This window comes from Streptococcus sp. F0441, assembly GCF_000314775.2.
Taxonomy (GTDB): Bacteria; Bacillota; Bacilli; order Lactobacillales; family Streptococcaceae; genus Streptococcus.
On record NZ_KB373321.1, the window covers coordinates 1 to 16,974 of the forward strand.

Below are 16,974 nucleotides of genomic sequence, written 5' to 3' on the forward strand. Positions count from 1 at the left end.
ATAGTCCGTACGGGATTCGAACCCGTGTTACCGCCGTGAAAAGGCGGTGTCTTAACCCCTTGACCAACGGACCTTGAGCTTTTCAACTCTTTCTATTATACCTACTTTTCCTCCTTTGTCAAGAACTTTTTTCCTCTTTATCAAAATTCTGAAAAAATAAGGGAAGAGAGCCAGTAAAACTGGCTCCTTCTATTTATCTTGCCAATTAGTCGCACGTTCCTCTCCCCACCAGTATGGGATCAACTCCGCAACTTTGATTGTTTTTCTTGTTTCGTAGTTCATCATGAACTCTGCTTCTTTATTTTCAGCATTCAATTCTAAGAGAAATTCTCTGCATGCGCCACAGGGCATACCGGATCCTTCGCCGTAGGGAGGTTTATCTCGAAAGGCGAGGATTTTCTTAAGTTTAGTTTGTCCTGAAAATTGATACATATTGAAGAGAGCTGCTCGTTCTGCGCAGAGATGAAAAACGCCACAAGTGCCCTCCATACAAAATCCTGTGAATATCTGACCATCTTCTGCTTCTACTGCGGCAACGACATGGTTAGCATAAACAAAGTCAGAAACTTCATGAGGATTGTATAAGGTTCGTGCTTCTTCGTACATCTTTTCCCATGTATCCATCTGCAGTCCTTTTTATTTAGAAATCTCTTTGAGCATGTTCTCGATATGCTGGATAGATTTTTCACGACCTAATAGGTAAATCGTATCTGGAAGTTCTGGTCCATGCATTTCACCTGATACAGCAATACGAATAGGCATGAAGAGGTTTTTTCCTTTAATGCCTGTTTCTTTTTGAACTGCTTTGATTTGTGGGAAGATGTTTTCTGTCACAAATTCCTTATCTGTCATTGATTCTAGTTTCGCTTTGAAGGCTTCTAGAACAACCGGAACGGTTTCTCCTGCCATAACCTCGCGCTCAGCATCTGTCAACTCTGGGAAATCTGCAAAGAAAAGATCTGTCAACGGAACAATTTCGTCCACTGACTTCATTTGTGGCTTGTAGAGTTCCACCATTTTTTCAGACTTGTCAGTTAAACGTCCTGCTTCTTCTAAGTATGGTTTGGCCATTTCAAAGATAGTAGCTAGATCGGCTCTCTTGATGTAGTCGTTGCTCATCCAGTCTAGTTTCTTCTGATCGAAGGCTGCTGGTGACTTGCTGAGACGATTTTCATCAAAGAGTTTAATCAATTCCTCACGTGAGAAAATTTCATCTTCACCACCTGGGTTCCAACCAAGAAGAGCGATAAAGTTAAAGACTGCTTCTGGCAAATAGCCTTTCTTACGATAATCTTCGATAAATTGGAGGGTGTTGGTATCGCGTTTAGACAACTTTTTACCCGTTTCAGAGTTGATAATCAAAGTCATGTGACCAAACTCTGGAGCTTCCCAGCCCAGTGCTTCATAAACCATAAGCTGTTTGGGTGTGTTGGCGATGTGGTCATCTCCACGGATAACATGAGAAATTTGCATATCGTGGTCATCGATAACAACGGCAAAGTTGTAAGTTGGGTAACCGTCTTTCTTTTGGACAACCCAGTCACCACCGATATTGCCACCTTCAAACTCGATATCACCTTTGACCATATCGTGCCATTTGTAGATACCAGACTCATTGACAGCCAAACGGACAGTTGGGATGATACCAGCTGCTTCACGTTCTGCAACATAAGCTGCTTTTTCTTCCTCGCTCATACCAAGGTATTCGTTGATGTAACGAGGTGTTTCACCAGCTGCTTCTTGGCGTTCACGTTCCGCTGCCAATTCTTCTTCTGTAACGTAAGATTTGTAGGCTTTTCCTTCAGCCAAGAGTTGGTCGATGTATTTTTGATAAAGTTCCAAACGCTCAGACTGGCGGTAGTTTTCATGAGTTTCTGGACTTTCATCCCAGTCCATGCCTAACCAACGAAGGTTTTCAAGTTGTGAACGTTCTCCGTCTTCGACATGACGTTTGCGGTCAGTATCTTCGATACGGATGATAAAAGTTCCACCATGATGGCGTGCGTAAAGGTAGTTAAACAATGCTGTACGGGCATTTCCGATGTGTAGGAGTCCTGTTGGACTTGGTGCGTAGCGTACGCGGATATCTTTTGACATAGTTTCTCCTATAAAGTCTCTAGGCGTCTGCCTTTTTGCTTTCTATATTATATCACAAGTCTCGCCTGAGTCCAACGTCTACGAATAAAGAGAGTAAAAAGAGTGGACAAGCCACTCTTTTCTTCTATTATAGACGTGCGTTAAGCTCTTTGCTCAATTCTTCAAATCCTGGTTTTCCAAGAAGGGCAAACATATTACGTTTGTAGGCTTCAACACCTGGTTGGTCAAATGGATTGATAGCATTCAAGTAACCTGAAAGAGCAATTGCCAATTCGAAGAAGTAGATAGTGTAACCAAGAGTGAAGGCATCTTGCTCAGGAAGAGTCACGTACATGTTTGGTACATCACCGTCAGTGTGGGCAAGAAGAACACCGTCAGTCGCTTTTTTGTTTACAAAGTCAACGTCTTTTCCTTGAAGGTAACCAAGTCCGTCAAGGTCTTCTTCCAAAGTAGGGATGATCACGTTCTTACGCGGTTTGTCAACACGGACAACTGTTTCAAACATGATACGAGTTCCTTCTTGGATAAATTGACCCAATGAGTGCAAGTCAGTTGAGAAGTTAGCTGAAGTTGGGTAAATACCTTTTTGGTCTTTCCCTTCTGACTCACCAGCCAATTGTTTCCACCATTCTGAGAAGTATTGAAGTGATGGCTCATAGTTTACCAAGATTTCAGTTGCATAGCCTTTGCGGTAAAGGATGTTACGAACGGCTGCGTATTGGTAAGCTTCGTTTTCTGAAAGTTTGTCTGAAGTGTAGTCTTTACGAGCTGCGTTAGCACCTTCCATAAGGGCTTTGATGTCAGCTCCTGATGCAGCGATTGGAAGCAAACCAACTGCTGTTAATACTGAGAAACGTCCACCGATGTCATCTGGAACTACAAATGTTTCCCAACCGTTGGCATCTGCTTCAACCTTAACAGCACCTTTTTGGCGGTCAGTTGTAGCGTAGATACGTTTGTTAGCTTCTTCTTGACCGTATTTCTTAACCAAGAGTTCTTTGAAGACGCGGAAAGCGATGGCTGGCTCAGTTGTTGTACCTGATTTAGAAATCACGTTTACTGAGAAGTCTTTGTCAGCTACGTACTCTACCAAGTCAGCAAGGTAAGTAGATGAGATTGAGTTTCCTGCGTAAAGGATTTGTGGAGCTTTGCGTTCTTCTTTTGTTTGCAAGTTAGCAAAGTGGTGGTTCAAGAAGTCGATGGCTGCTTTGGCACCAAGGTAAGATCCACCGATACCGATTACAACCAAAACATCGCTGTCTGATTTGATTTGCTCAGCAGCTTTCAAGATGCGGTCGAATTCTTCGCGGTCGTAATTTTCAGGAAGGTCCAACCAACCCAAAAAGTCGCTACCAGCACCAGTTCCTTTACGGATCAATTCGTCTGCTGCTGTTACTTGTGATTGCATGTATTCCACTTCATGTGGGGCAACAAATTTGTCCAAAACTTTTGAATAGTCAAATTTAATATGTGACATGATATTCCTCCAATATTTCTTCTTTTCTATCATAACGCTTACCTTCGATTTTTTCAAGCTTTTTTATTGAATTTGCCCAATTTTTATCAGAATTCAAACGTTTGCGTAAAAATGCCAAAATACAAAAAATCTGAAAGAACGAATAAAAACGGCTAGAGTCTCTAACCGTTACAATTCATTTAATAAATACTCAAATAGTTCTAAATTGCCGTCTTCTTCATTGACCAGAAACTCTGGGTGCCACTGTAAACCGATAATACGATGCTCGTCGATAGACTCAATCGCTTCGATGGTCTGGTCTCGAGGATCCACCGCTGTCACACGGAAATTAGGCGCCAGATCTTTAATACTTTGACGATGGACTGAGTTGACCTGACTTTCTTTGCCAAACAACTTAGCCACCACGCTTCCTTCCACTGTCTCAATAGAATGAGATGTCCCAAAAGGCAAACCTTGCCAGTGACCTTCAATTTCTTGGTGAAGAGTGCCGCCAAAAGCAACATTGACCAGCTGAACCCCACGGCAGATTGCCAAAATGGGCTTATTCTGATGAAGTGCTTCTCTCAAGAGAGCTAGTTCAAACTCATCGCGTACAAGGTTGTAATCATCGCTCTCAATAGTCTTTTTCTCCCCATAAAACTGAGGATGGACATTTTGTCCACCTGTCAAGATGAGTTTGTCAATCATTTCCACATAATCGCGCACAATGGACTCATCCCCTACAGGAATCACTAAAGGGAGACCGCCGACTTGACGAATGCTCTCTGCAAATTTACAGGATACAGATGAGTGGATGTTTTTCCCTTCTGCATCTACAGGACATAGATTTGCAGCAACTCCTACAACCGTTCTAGCCATGATGTGTCTCCTTTCGATTTTCTTGCGACAGTCTTATCTTATCACTCCAACCCTTTCCTGTCTAATATGTTTTTTTAAAGACCGTGATAAGTATTTTTTATGGATAAGAAAAAGCTGCCCAATGAGGACAACTTCTTTCTTATTCGAAGACAAATTGATTGTGATACAGTTCTGAGTAGAAACCGCCAAGTTTGAGCAACTCGTGATGATTTCCACGTTCAATGACCTCCCCATCTTTGAGGACAATAATCTGATCGGCATTGAGGATGGTCTTGAGACGATGGGCAATGACAAAACTGGTTCGACCTGCTACAACTGCCTCCATGGCATGTTGAATCTTGCTTTCTGTTACGGTGTCCACATTGGAAGTCGCTTCATCTAAAATTAGGACTTGGGGATCTGTCATCAAGGTCCGAGCGATGGAAATCAATTGTTTCTGCCCAGTCGAGAAGATATTTTGCTCATCATCAATAAGGGTATCATACTTATCAGGCAGGCTTTCGATGTAGTCATGAATATGAGTTGCCTTGGCAGCTGCTTCGACCATTTCCTGACTGGCATCTGGCACACCGAAACGGATATTGTCCCGAATCGTTCCACTAAACAAGACCGAATCCTGCAGGACAATCCCGACCTTGCTCCGCAAGCTATCCAAGTCGTAGTCACGAATGTCTTTTCCATCAAAAGAAATGCTACCTGCATCCACATCGTAGAAACGATTGATGAGATTCATGATGGTCGTTTTCCCTGAACCAGTCGGACCGACAACTGCTATCATCTGCCCCTTAGGAGCTGAAATACTAACATCTTTTAAAATCGGCTTATCTGGCACATAAGAGAAATCAATATGACTGATTTCAACACCCTCTCGCAATTCCGTAAAGGCAGGGGCATTTTGCGGACGAATCTCTTCTTCTGCATTGAACATTTCCTGGATACGATCCGCCCCAGTAAAGGCCAACTGGAGGCTCCCCCAACTCGCAGCCACCTGGATAATCGGCTGGTAGTACTGCTGAGAAAATTGGGTAAACATGACGATCAAACCTAGGGCTGTCGTTGTTTCGATACTTGGATCGTTCAGCAAGACCGCAGAACCTGCAAAAATAACGATGGCCGTATTGACCAAGCTCATCCCATTCATAACAGGAAAGAGGATACCTGAGAACATTCTCCCTTTAAAGGTTGCCTTGCGCACGCGCTCATTTTGCTCCACAAAGCCTGCTACGATGTCGTCTTGAATTCCTTGTACGATAACAGCTTTCTGCCCTGAAATACTTTCGTCCATGTAGGCATTGAGTTTCCCAACCTCTTTTTGCTGGAGATTGGTGTACTTGCGGGCCATCTTCACGATAAAGATCAGCATGAGAAAGGCCACTGGGGTGCTGGCTACTGTTATCAGGGCGAGCGTCACATTTTTTGAAAACATGACAAAAATCAAACCGATGTAAAGAGCAATATTGCTCATAACCTGAACTAGGCTTTCATTGAAGGCTTGAAGGATGTTGTCCAAGTCACTCGTGAAGCGAGAAAGGATGTCGCCATCCTGATGGCGGTCAAAGAAAGAAACCGTCAAACGAGAAAGTTTGCCAAAGAGGCCCTTACGCATCTCATTTGTCGACTCGGCAATCACACGGGTCATCAAGGTCATGTAAATCAAGCTAGACACAACCAAGACAAGGACAACAAGAGCTAGATTCAGCATCAGAGCCGATAAACTCTGCCAGGCTAGTTCGGAAGTTCCATTTTGATAAGCCAGAACTAGATTAGCAAGCTCTGTGACTGCTTGGCCTGAAAAAACAGGAAAGAGGGCTTGGGCAATTGTCGCCACCGCAACCATCAGAATCACAATGACAAAGGAGAACTTGTAAACTTTAAAATAATTCCAGAAAAATCGAACTGTTTTCATTTTATTCCTCCTTTCCCTTTTGTGTTTCGTAGATTTCTCGGTAGACAGCATTGCTAGCTACCAAGTCCGCATGCCTTCCTTCTCCAATCAATCGCCCTTGGTCCAAGACCAAAATCTTGTCTGCATGGACGACTGAACTGATTTTTTGAGCGATGATAATCGTTGTTGTCCCTTTCAGGTCTTTGTTCAAAGCTTCCTGCACGAGTCTCTCTGACTTGGCATCCAAGGCCGAAGTTGAATCGTCAAAAATCAGGATACGGGGATTGCTGACAATCCCACGGGCAATCGACATCCGTTGTTTTTGCCCACCAGAAAAGTTGGTGCCACGTTCCTCGACCTGACTCTCAAATTTGTTTTCCATGCGTCCGATAAATTCGCTGGCTTGAGCGATTTGTGCTGCACGTTCCAATTCGGAAGCGCTGGCATTGCCTTTTCCTTGACGGAGATTATCTGCAATGGTTCCACTAAAAAGAATAGCACGTTGCAAGACGATGGAAACTGTTTTACGCAAGGTTCCCTCGCTGACGTCTTGAATATCCTTGCCACCAATCTTAATAGAGCCCTCCTGTGGATCAAACAGTCGTGGAATTAACTGAGCCAAGGTGGACTTCCCTGCTCCAGTTGCTCCAACCACACCGACCATCTGACCAGGCGCAATATCAAAGCTTACATTCTTCAGCATAGGTTCGTCATCATTGGGATAGGTAAAGGTTACATTTTCAAAAGAGAGACTTCCTTCCAACTCCTCATCTGGGAGGTCCTTAAAAGTCATCGCTGGCTCGGTATCTAGAATCTCACGGATACGACGTAAGGAAATCATGGCACGGCTGACAGAATTTCCCAAAAAACCAACCATGATAATAGTGAAGATGATTTGGCTGAGATAGTTGATAAAGGAAGCAACAGAGCCCACTACAGACGGATCTGACTGAGCCATTCCAGCCACCAACCAGATAGAGAGAAAGACCGCCCCATAGCCGACTAGCATCATGAAGGGTTCCACTACAGAGAAGGCGTAGCCGATATAGAGATTTTGACCGAGAAGCTCATCTGAGACTTCGGTAAACTTGGCAAACTGCTCTTTTTCCTGCACAAAGGATTTGACCACACGCACACCACGTAGATTTTCTTTAGCAATAGCATTGATCCGCTCAAGAAGGGTTTGAAACTTAGCAAATCGTGGCCCCATCATCCCCATCATAATGGCTGTAAGTGCAAAGATTAGGAGCACCATAAGGACAATCACCCACCAAAGTGACGGGAGAGTGTGGACCGCCAAAATAAAGGAACCGATGAAGAGAAGAGGGAGACGGAAGAGGATTTGAAAAGCCATCATCACCACATTCTGAATTTGGTTGATATCATTGGTCATACGGACGACAAGGTTGCCGGCATTGAATTGCTCGATATTGGCATAAGAAAAAGTCTGGATTTTTCGAAAGGCGTCTTCCCGAAGATCCGAAGACACTCCTTGAGCAATGTAGGCTGCAAGTGTCACATTGACCCCACCTGCAACCAGCCCCACTAGGGCTACTCCTATCAGCCAAGCGCCAATACTATAAATAGCCTCATGTTGACCGGCCAACAAAGCCTCTAACACCTCTTGCAAATAGCGCGGTTGCAAGAGCGAGCTCGCAACCATCAAGCCTGTCATCACTAGGGATGCCAAGGCCTGCCATTTATAGGTTTTTATTTTTTTAATGAGCATATTTCCTCCTAATAAAATAGATAAAGGGAGCGACATCCTGCGTCAGCTCCTTCCCATTCGTTCATATTGATGCTATTCTAGCAAAAAAGAGGAATCTTGTCAAAGAAGTCTCCTTATTATAAATTAGTGCGCTTTCATATACAGGTGATGCATGAAAAGGCTTTTTATGGTAAAATGAAAGGAAGAACTCTTACAAGGAGGAAAAGATGAAGAAACAAACCATCGCTGTCTTGGGTCCTGGTTCTTGGGGGACCGCCCTTTCGCAGGTCCTAAACGACAATGGACACGAAGTTCGAATTTGGGGAAATATTTCTGACCAAATTGATGAAATCAATAACCAACATACAAACAAACGCTACTTCAAAGATATCCTACTCGACGAAAAGATCAAAGCCTATCATGACTTGGAAGAAACACTAAAGGATGTGGATGCTGTTTTATTTGTGGTCCCAACAAAAGTGACGAGACTGGTTGCCCAACAAGTAGCAAAGGTGCTTGATCACAAGGTTGTCATCATGCATGCCTCCAAAGGATTGGAACCAGATAGCCACAAACGTCTATCAACCATTCTTGAGGAGGAAATCCCAGCTGACCTTCGCAGTGATATCGTCGTTGTTTCAGGGCCGAGCCATGCTGAGGAAACTATTGTACGGGATATTACCTTGATTACAGCAGCCTCTAAAGACCTCGAAACTGCTCAGTACGTTCAAAATCTCTTTAGCAATCACTACTTCCGTCTCTATACTAATACGGATGTTATCGGGGTTGAAACCGCTGGTGCTCTTAAAAATATCATCGCAGTTGGCGCTGGCGCACTACATGGTCTAGGGTTTGGCGACAATGCCAAGGCGGCCATCATCGCACGTGGCTTGACAGAAATCACCCGTCTAGGAGTCGCTCTTGGGGCAAATCCTCTAACTTATAGCGGGCTTTCTGGAGTTGGGGATTTGATTGTAACGGGAACATCTGTCCACTCTCGTAACTGGAGGGCCGGTAATGCTCTTGGCCGTGGAGAATCCCTCGCAGACATCGAAGCAAACATGGGCATGGTCATTGAAGGCATTTCAACAACTCGAGCAGCTCACGAACTGGCTCAGGAATTGGGTGTCTACATGCCAATCACACAGGCTATTTACCGAGTTATCTACGAAGGTGTCAATATCAAAGAAGCAATCAACGACATCATGAGCAATGAATTTAAAGCAGAAAACGAGTGGTCGTAGACCTTTATAGAAAGGAACATTTATGAAACAAAAAGTCAGAAAAGCAGTCATCCCTGCCGCTGGATTGGGAACTCGTTTCCTCCCAGCAACTAAGGCCTTAGCCAAGGAAATGTTGCCAATCGTGGACAAGCCAACTATCCAGTTTATCGTTGAAGAAGCCCTCAAATCTGGTATCGAAGACATTTTGGTTGTGACTGGTAAGTCAAAACGTTCCATTGAGGACCACTTCGACTCAAACTTCGAATTGGAATACAACCTCAAAGAAAAAGGGAAAACAGATCTTTTGAAGCTAGTTGATGAAACAACTGGCATGCGCCTGCATTTTATCCGCCAAACGCATCCACGTGGTCTCGGAGATGCTGTTTTGCAAGCCAAGGCTTTCGTTGGAAATGAACCCTTTATCGTTATGCTTGGTGATGACTTGATGGATATCACCAACGAAAAAGCTGTTCCGCTCACCAAACAACTCATGGATGACTACGAGCGTACACACGCGTCCACTATCGCTGTTATGCCAGTCCCTCACGACGAAGTCTCTGCTTACGGGGTTATTGCTCCGCAAGGTGAAGGAAAAGACGGTCTTTACAGTGTTGAAACTTTCGTTGAAAAACCAGCGCCAGAGGAGGCTCCTAGCGACCTTGCTATTATCGGGCGTTACCTCCTCACACCTGAAATTTTCCAAATCTTGGAACACCAAAAACCAGGTGCTGGCAATGAAATCCAGCTTACCGATGCAATTGACACCCTTAACAAAACACAGCGTGTTTTCGCTCGTGAATTCAAGGGCGCTCGTTATGATGTTGGAGACAAGTTTGGCTTTATGAAAACATCTATTGATTACGCACTAAGACACCCCCAAGTCAAAGACGACTTGAAAGATTATCTCATCCAGCTTGGAAAAGAGTTAGCTGAAGGGGAATAGAAGAACAGTTCATATAAAAAAGAACTCGGATAGTTAATTATCCCAGTTCTTTTTATTTTGTATTTCTATCATCTCAAACATATAAACCAACAAAAGGAAATCGTATTTCTCAGTTAACCTACTTACAAGCCCCATCGAATTGATCTCGAATTTTATGAAAGCGCTACGATATTATTTGTTTTTTTCTAAAAATAGGAGTACAATGAGTTAGTATAATAAAATAAAAAGCACCGAATCGGTGCGCACTTTTTCAAGTTGTGTACGGACAAAGCCTTATTTTAACTTGCTGTGTTGTTTCGAATAGTTCCAACAGCTTTATTGTACTATACTTGTCAAAGATTATCAAGTGAAATGTAAATCATTTTACAGATACGACAAAAAGCTTGTTTATCCTCATTTGAAACAACACAGTTCTAAAACTAAAATACAACCCCTTACTAATTCTAACAGATTTCCACAAATATATCATTATTTTATTGAAATTCTCATTGGAAATGCTAAAATATAATAAGGATTGTATTTTAAGGAGATTGTTTTGAAGAAATTCAAATTTACTAAAGATAATTTAGCTATTCTAACTGAGTTAGTAAAGTTTATGAAGGGGTGCATTGACTTAATCAAAGCTCTCATTTCTTAATTTTTAAATTATATCTTAATACAAATACAACGGAGGTTTTTATACATGGAAAACAAAAATTACTCTATCGGACTTGATATCGGAACTAACAGTGTCGGATGGAGTGTTATCACTGACGATTATAAAGTCCCATCGAAAAAGATGAAAGTTTTGGGCAATACCGATAAACACTTTATCAAGAAAAATCTCATCGGGGCTCTATTGTTTGACGAGGGAACTACTGCTGAGGCTAGACGCCTTAAACGAACTGCACGTCGTCGCTATACTCGCCGGAAAAATCGTCTTCGCTATCTTCAAGAAATCTTTTCTGAGGAAATAGGCAAGGTGGATAGTAGTTTCTTTCATCGATTGGATGACTCCTTTTTAATTCCTGAGGACAAAAGAGGGAGTAAATATCCTATTTTTGCTACCTTAGCAGAAGAAAAAAAATACCATAAGCAATTTCCAACTATCTATCATTTGAGAAAGCAATTAGCAGATTCAAAAGAAAAAACTGACTTGCGCTTGATCTATCTGGCATTAGCTCATATGATTAAATACCGTGGGCATTTTTTATATGAAGAAGCTTTCGATATTAAAAACAATGATATCCAAAAAATCTTTAATGAATTTATAAGCATTTACAACAACACCTTTGAAGGAAATTCGCTTAGTGGACAAAACGTACAAGTAGAAGCAATTTTTACTGATAAAATTAGCAAATCTGCAAAGAGAGAACGCGTTCTAAAACTCTTTCCTGATGAAAAATCCACTGGTCTCTTTTCAGAATTTCTCAAGTTAATTGTAGGAAATCAGGCTGATTTTAAAAAACATTTTGACTTAGAAGAAAAAGCTCCACTACAATTCTCTAGAGATACCTATGATGAGGATTTGGAAAACTTACTCGGACAAATTGGAGATGACTTTGCTGATCTTTTTCTAGTTGCTAAAAAACTCTATGACGCCATCCTTCTATCAGGAATCTTAACCGTTACAAATCCTTCAACCAAGGCTCCGCTGTCAGCATCTATGATTGAGCGCTATGAAAATCACCAAAAAGATTTGGCATCTTTAAAACAATTCATCAAAAACAATCTTCCAGAAAAATATGATGAAGTTTTTTCTGACCAATCTGAAGATGGGTATGCTGGATATATTGATGGTAAGACCACACAAGAAACATTTTACAAATATATCAAAAATCTTCTCTCTAAATTCGAAGGGGCAGACTATTTCCTGGATAAAATTGAACGTGAAGATTTTTTGAGAAAACAACGCACCTTTGATAATGGTTCTATTCCTCACCAAATTCATCTTCAAGAAATGAATGCCATTCTCCGTCGGCAAGGAGAACATTATCCATTCCTGAAGGAAAATAAAGAAAAAATAGAAAAAATCTTGACTTTCCGCATTCCTTACTACGTTGGTCCATTGGCTCGTGGTAATCGTGATTTTGCTTGGCTTACTCGAAATTCTGACCAAGCAATCAGACCTTGGAATTTTGAAGAAATTGTTGATAAAGCAAGCTCTGCGGAAGACTTCATCAATAAGATGACCAACTATGACTTGTATCTGCCAGAAGAAAAAGTTTTGCCTAAGCACAGTCTCTTGTATGAAACATTTGCTGTCTATAATGAATTAACAAAAGTAAAATTTATTGCAGAAGGATTGAGAGACTATCAATTCCTTGATAGTGGGCAGAAGAAGCAAATTGTCACTCAATTATTCAAAGAGAAAAGAAAAGTAACTGAAAAAGACATCATCCAGTTTCTACACAATGTTGATGGCTACGATGGAATCGAACTAAAAGGAATTGAAAAACAATTTAATGCTAGTCTTTCTACTTATCATGATTTACTTAAAATAATCAAGGATAAAGCGTTTATGGATGATGCTAAAAATGAAGCAATTCTTGAAAATATCGTCCACACGCTAACTATCTTTGAAGATCGTGAGATGATCAAGCAACGCCTTGCTCAATATGACTCTCTCTTTGATGAAAAAGTCATCAAAGCACTGACTCGTCGACATTATACTGGTTGGGGAAAACTCTCTGCTAAGTTGATTAACGGTATCAGTGATAAACAAACTGGCAATACGATTCTTGACTACCTGATTGATGATGGTGAGATTAATCGTAACTTTATGCAGTTAATCAACGATGATGGACTTTCCTTCAAAGAAATTATTCAAAAAGCACAAGTGGTTGGGAAGACAAATGATGTGAAGCAAGTCGTCCAAGAACTCCCAGGCAGTCCCGCTATTAAAAAGGGAATTTTACAAAGTATCAAGATAGTTGATGAGCTTGTCAAGGTTATGGGCCATGCTCCCGAGTCCATTGTGATTGAAATGGCTCGCGAAAATCAGACAACTGCCAGAGGGAAAAAGAATTCTCAACAAAGATATAAGCGAATTGAAGATTCATTAAAAATCTTAGCATCTGGACTTAACTCCAAAATTCTAAAAGAACATCCGACAGATAATATTCAACTTCAGAATGACCGTCTCTTCCTTTACTATCTCCAAAACGGGAAAGATATGTATACTGGAGAAGCCCTTGATATCAACCAGCTAAGCAGTTGTGACATTGACCACATCATCCCACAGGCCTTTATCAAGGATGATTCTCTTGATAACCGTGTCTTGACTAGTTCAAAGGATAATCGTGGGAAATCCGATAATGTTCCTAGCCTTGAAGTAGTTGATAAGATGAAGGTTTTTTGGCAACAATTGTTGGATTCCAAATTGATTTCCTACCGTAAATTTAACAATTTAACCAAGGCTGAACGAGGCGGGCTAAACGAGCTTGATAAAGTTGGCTTTATCAAACGCCAACTAGTTGAAACACGCCAAATCACAAAACATGTTGCACAGATTTTGGATGCTCGCTTCAATAAAGAAGTGACTGAGAAGGATAAGAAGAACCGTACCGTCAAAATCATCACTTTGAAATCCAATCTGGTTTCCAACTTCCGTAAAGAATTTGAGTTATACAAGGTTCGGGAAATCAATGACTACCACCACGCGCATGATGCCTATTTAAATGCAGTGGTTGCTAAGGCTATCCTTAAGAAATATCCTAAGCTAGAGCCTGAATTCGTCTATGGTGACTATCAAAAGTACGATCTTAAGAGATACATCTCAAGATCCAAAGACCCTAAAGAAATCGAAAAAGCAACTGAAAAGTATTTCTTCTACTCAAACTTGTTGAACTTCTTTAAAGAAGAGGTGCATTACGCAGACGGAACTATCGTAAAAAGAGAGAATATCGAATACTCCAAAGATACCGGAGAAATCGCTTGGAATAAGGAAAAAGATTTCGCTACAATCAAAAAAGTTCTTTCACTTCCGCAGGTGAATATTGTGAAGAAGCGAGAGGTGCAAACAGGTGGCTTCTCTAAAGAGTCCATTCTTCCTAAGGGAAATTCTGATAAGCTAATCCCTCGAAAAACAAAGGATATTCTTTGGGACACTACTAAATATGGGGGATTTGATAGTCCGGTTATCGCCTACTCAATCTTGCTCATTGCCGATATCGAAAAAGGGAAAGCGAAAAAACTGAAGACTGTCAAGACTCTAGTTGGTATTACCATCATGGAGAAAGACGCTTTTGAGAAGAATCCAATAGCTTTCCTTGAAAATAAAGGCTATCATAATGTATGTAAAGAAAATATCCTCTGCCTGCCTAAGTATAGTTTATTTGAACTGGAAAATGGTCGCAGACGACTACTTGCAAGTGCGAAAGAACTTCAAAAATGCAATGAAATAGTGCTTCCAGTATATTTAACAACCTTGCTCTACCATTCTAAAAATGTCCATAAACTAGACGAACCAGGACATTTAGAATACATTCAGAAACACCGAAATGAATTTAAGGATTTGTTAAATCTTGTATCTGAGTTCTCTCAAAAATATGTCCTCGCGGATGCAAATCTAGAGAAAATCAAGAACTTATATGCAGACAATGAGCAAGCAGATATAGAAATTCTAGCAAATTCGTTTATCAATTTGTTGACCTTTACTGCTTTGGGTGCTCCTGCTGCCTTTAAATTTTTTGGCAAAGATGTTGATCGAAAACGATACACAACTGTATCCGAAATCCTCAACGCCACCCTCATCCACCAATCCATCACTGGTCTCTACGAGACTCGGATTGACTTGAGCAAACTAGGAGAAGACTAATGGGATGGAGAACCGTTGTTGTCAATACACACTCTAAGCTCTCTTACAAGAACAATCACTTGATTTTTAAAGATGCCTCTCGGACAGAGTTGATTCACTTGTCCGAGGTGGACATCCTACTTTTGGAGACGACGGATATCGTTCTCTCCACTATGCTGATTAAACGTTTGGTGGATGAAAATATTCTAGTCATCTTTTGTGATGACAAACGCTTGCCAACGGCATACTTAATGCCCTACTACGGTCGGCACGATTCCAGTTTGCAACTCTCTCGGCAAATTGCTTGGAATGAAGATATAAAGGCGGAAATCTGGACAACCATCATTGCACAAAAAATTCTCAATCAGGCTTTTTATCTAGGGAGTTGTGGTTTTCTGGAAAAGAGCCAGTCAGTCATCGATCTCTATCATGGGTTGGATTTATTTGATCCTAGCAATCGTGAGGGTCATGCTGCTCGGATTTATTTTAACACCTTGTTTGGAAATGATTTTAGCCGTGAACAAGACAATGATATCAATGCTGCCTTAGACTACGGCTACACCTTGATTTTGAGTATGTTTGCGCGTGAGATTGTCTTGTCTGGCTGTATGACCCAGTTTGGCTTGAAACATGCTAATCAGTTTAATCAATTCAACCTAGCCAGCGATATTATGGAGCCTTTCCGTCCGATTATTGACAGAATTGTCTATGAAAATCGAAACAGTTCTTTTATCAAAATCAAACGAGAGCTTTTTACTATTTTCTCAAATACCTTTCACTACAATGGTAAAGATATGTACCTGTCCAATATCGTCAGCGACTATACTAAGAAAGTCATCCAAGCTCTCAATCAACCCGAGAAAGGAGTTCCTGAGTTTAGGATATGAGTTATCGATATATGCGTATGATTTTAATGTTTGATATGCCAGTTGATACCGTAGAGGAACGCAAGGCCTATCGGAAATTTCGGAAGTTCCTCATAGATGAGGGTTTTATCATGCACCAATTCTCCATCTATAGCAAGCTCTTGCTCAACAACTCTGCTAATAACGCCATGATTGAGCGACTCAAGACTCATAACCCTAAGAAAGGAAACATTACTCTCTTAACCGTTACAGAAAAGCAGTTTTCTCGCATGATTTACTTAAATGGCGAGCGAAATACCAGCGTAGCAAACTCCGACGCACGCTTGGTCTTTCTAGGAGAGGAGCCTCGAGATGAAGATTAATTTCCCGCTATTAGATGAACCATTAACTATTGAAAATGCAACTTTTTTAGTGTTGGAAGACCAGTTTACCTTTTCAACTATCGTCAAGCAGTTCTACCAATATACTGATGAAGGGGAGTTGAAGTTATTTGATAGAAATCTAAAAGCTCTGAAAGAGTCCGAGTTACTACTGATAACGGATGTCTTAGGATACAATCTAAACTCACCTGCTATGCTCAAGCTGATACATACAGATCTTGAAAATCAGCTCAATGACAAGTCCGAAGTCAAATCCATGATTGAAAAGCTGGTTGCTACGATTACAGAATTATTGGCATTTGAGTGCTTGGAAAACGAATTGGACTTGGAGTATGATGAAATTACCATTCTAGAGTTAATCGATGCACTTGGTGTCAAAGTCGAAACCCTGAGTGATACACCTTTTGAAAAGATGCTAGAGATTGTCCAGGTTTTTAAATATCTTTCGAAAAAGAAACTCCTTGTTTTCATCAATGCATCCGCCTATCTATCAAAGGATGAGTTAGTAAATCTGATGGAGTATATCCAACTCAATCAACTAAGGGTTTTATTTATCGAACCTCGAAAAGTCTATGATTTTCCGCAGTATGTGATGGATCAAGACTATTTCTTGAACCCTGAAAATATGGTATAATAAGAGTAACAATTGGAACCTAACGAGCTGAAGTCTGGCTGGGACGAATGGCGCGATTACGAAATTTCGTGAGAAAAATTTTTCTACGAGGTTTTAGAGCTGTGTTGTTTCGAATGGTTCCAAAAC

General features: G+C 41.2%; 12 protein-coding genes and 1 tRNA gene. 6 read left to right on the forward strand and 7 right to left on the reverse strand.

The annotated features are described in order from the left end of the window. Position 1: 1 nt before the first annotated feature. The 7 genes from HMPREF9188_RS00005 to HMPREF9188_RS00040 all read right to left on the reverse strand — a co-directional run bounded on the left by HMPREF9188_RS00005 (position 2) and on the right by HMPREF9188_RS00040 (position 8,046). Positions 2–73, reverse strand: a tRNA-Glu gene (locus HMPREF9188_RS00005). Between the two features lie 116 nt (positions 74–189). Beyond that, on the reverse strand, positions 190–624 hold the full coding sequence (locus HMPREF9188_RS00010) for a cytidine deaminase family protein (protein WP_009729470.1): 435 nt from the start codon (positions 622–624) through the stop codon (positions 190–192). Positions 625–636: 12 nt separating this feature from the next. After that, on the reverse strand, positions 637–2,097 hold the full coding sequence (gltX, locus tag HMPREF9188_RS00015; RefSeq protein WP_009729471.1) for a glutamate--tRNA ligase: 1,461 nt from the start codon (positions 2,095–2,097) through the stop codon (positions 637–639). A gap of 127 nt (positions 2,098–2,224) precedes the next feature. Then, positions 2,225–3,574, reverse strand: coding sequence for a glucose-6-phosphate isomerase (locus tag HMPREF9188_RS00020; RefSeq protein ID WP_007519938.1), 1,350 nt, complete (start codon positions 3,572–3,574; stop codon positions 2,225–2,227). 168 nt (positions 3,575–3,742) lie between these two features. Beyond that, positions 3,743–4,432, reverse strand: coding sequence for a gamma-glutamyl-gamma-aminobutyrate hydrolase family protein (locus tag HMPREF9188_RS00030; RefSeq protein ID WP_000124765.1), 690 nt, complete (start codon positions 4,430–4,432; stop codon positions 3,743–3,745). Positions 4,433–4,571: 139 nt separating this feature from the next. Then, on the reverse strand, positions 4,572–6,338 hold the full coding sequence (locus HMPREF9188_RS00035) for an ABC transporter ATP-binding protein (RefSeq protein WP_009729472.1): 1,767 nt from the start codon (positions 6,336–6,338) through the stop codon (positions 4,572–4,574). 1 nt (position 6,339) lies between these two features. Beyond that, the gene (locus HMPREF9188_RS00040) at positions 6,340–8,046 is read right to left on the reverse strand and encodes an ABC transporter ATP-binding protein (RefSeq protein WP_033588855.1); all 1,707 of its coding nucleotides are present in this window, start codon (positions 8,044–8,046) and stop codon (positions 6,340–6,342) included. A gap of 206 nt (positions 8,047–8,252) precedes the next feature. On the opposite strand from HMPREF9188_RS00040, the gene HMPREF9188_RS00045 reads away from it, so the two are divergent. The 6 genes from HMPREF9188_RS00045 (at position 8,253) to csn2 (ending at position 16,848) form a co-directional block, all read left to right on the forward strand. Further along, positions 8,253–9,269, forward strand: a complete 1,017-nt coding sequence (locus HMPREF9188_RS00045) for an NAD(P)H-dependent glycerol-3-phosphate dehydrogenase (RefSeq protein WP_009729474.1) — start codon at positions 8,253–8,255, stop codon at positions 9,267–9,269. Between the two features lie 22 nt (positions 9,270–9,291). After that, positions 9,292–10,191, forward strand: coding sequence for a UTP--glucose-1-phosphate uridylyltransferase GalU (galU, locus tag HMPREF9188_RS00050; protein ID WP_009729475.1), 900 nt, complete (start codon positions 9,292–9,294; stop codon positions 10,189–10,191). A gap of 682 nt (positions 10,192–10,873) precedes the next feature. Next, positions 10,874–14,989, forward strand: a complete 4,116-nt coding sequence (gene cas9 / locus HMPREF9188_RS00055) for a type II CRISPR RNA-guided endonuclease Cas9 (protein ID WP_009729476.1) — start codon at positions 10,874–10,876, stop codon at positions 14,987–14,989. Further along, the gene (gene cas1 / locus HMPREF9188_RS00060) at positions 14,989–15,855 is read left to right on the forward strand and encodes a type II CRISPR-associated endonuclease Cas1 (protein WP_009729477.1); all 867 of its coding nucleotides are present in this window, start codon (positions 14,989–14,991) and stop codon (positions 15,853–15,855) included. Before cas9 ends, cas1 begins: the two co-directional genes overlap by 1 nt. Beyond that, positions 15,852–16,196 (forward strand): CRISPR-associated endonuclease Cas2, encoded by a 345-nt coding sequence (gene cas2 / locus HMPREF9188_RS00065; protein WP_002876413.1) that lies wholly within the window; start codon positions 15,852–15,854, stop codon positions 16,194–16,196. The genes cas1 and cas2 overlap by 4 nt, the downstream gene beginning before the upstream one ends. Next, positions 16,186–16,848, forward strand: coding sequence for a type II-A CRISPR-associated protein Csn2 (csn2, locus tag HMPREF9188_RS00070; protein WP_009729478.1), 663 nt, complete (start codon positions 16,186–16,188; stop codon positions 16,846–16,848). The genes cas2 and csn2 overlap by 11 nt, the downstream gene beginning before the upstream one ends. Positions 16,849–16,974: the final 126 nt, after the last annotated feature.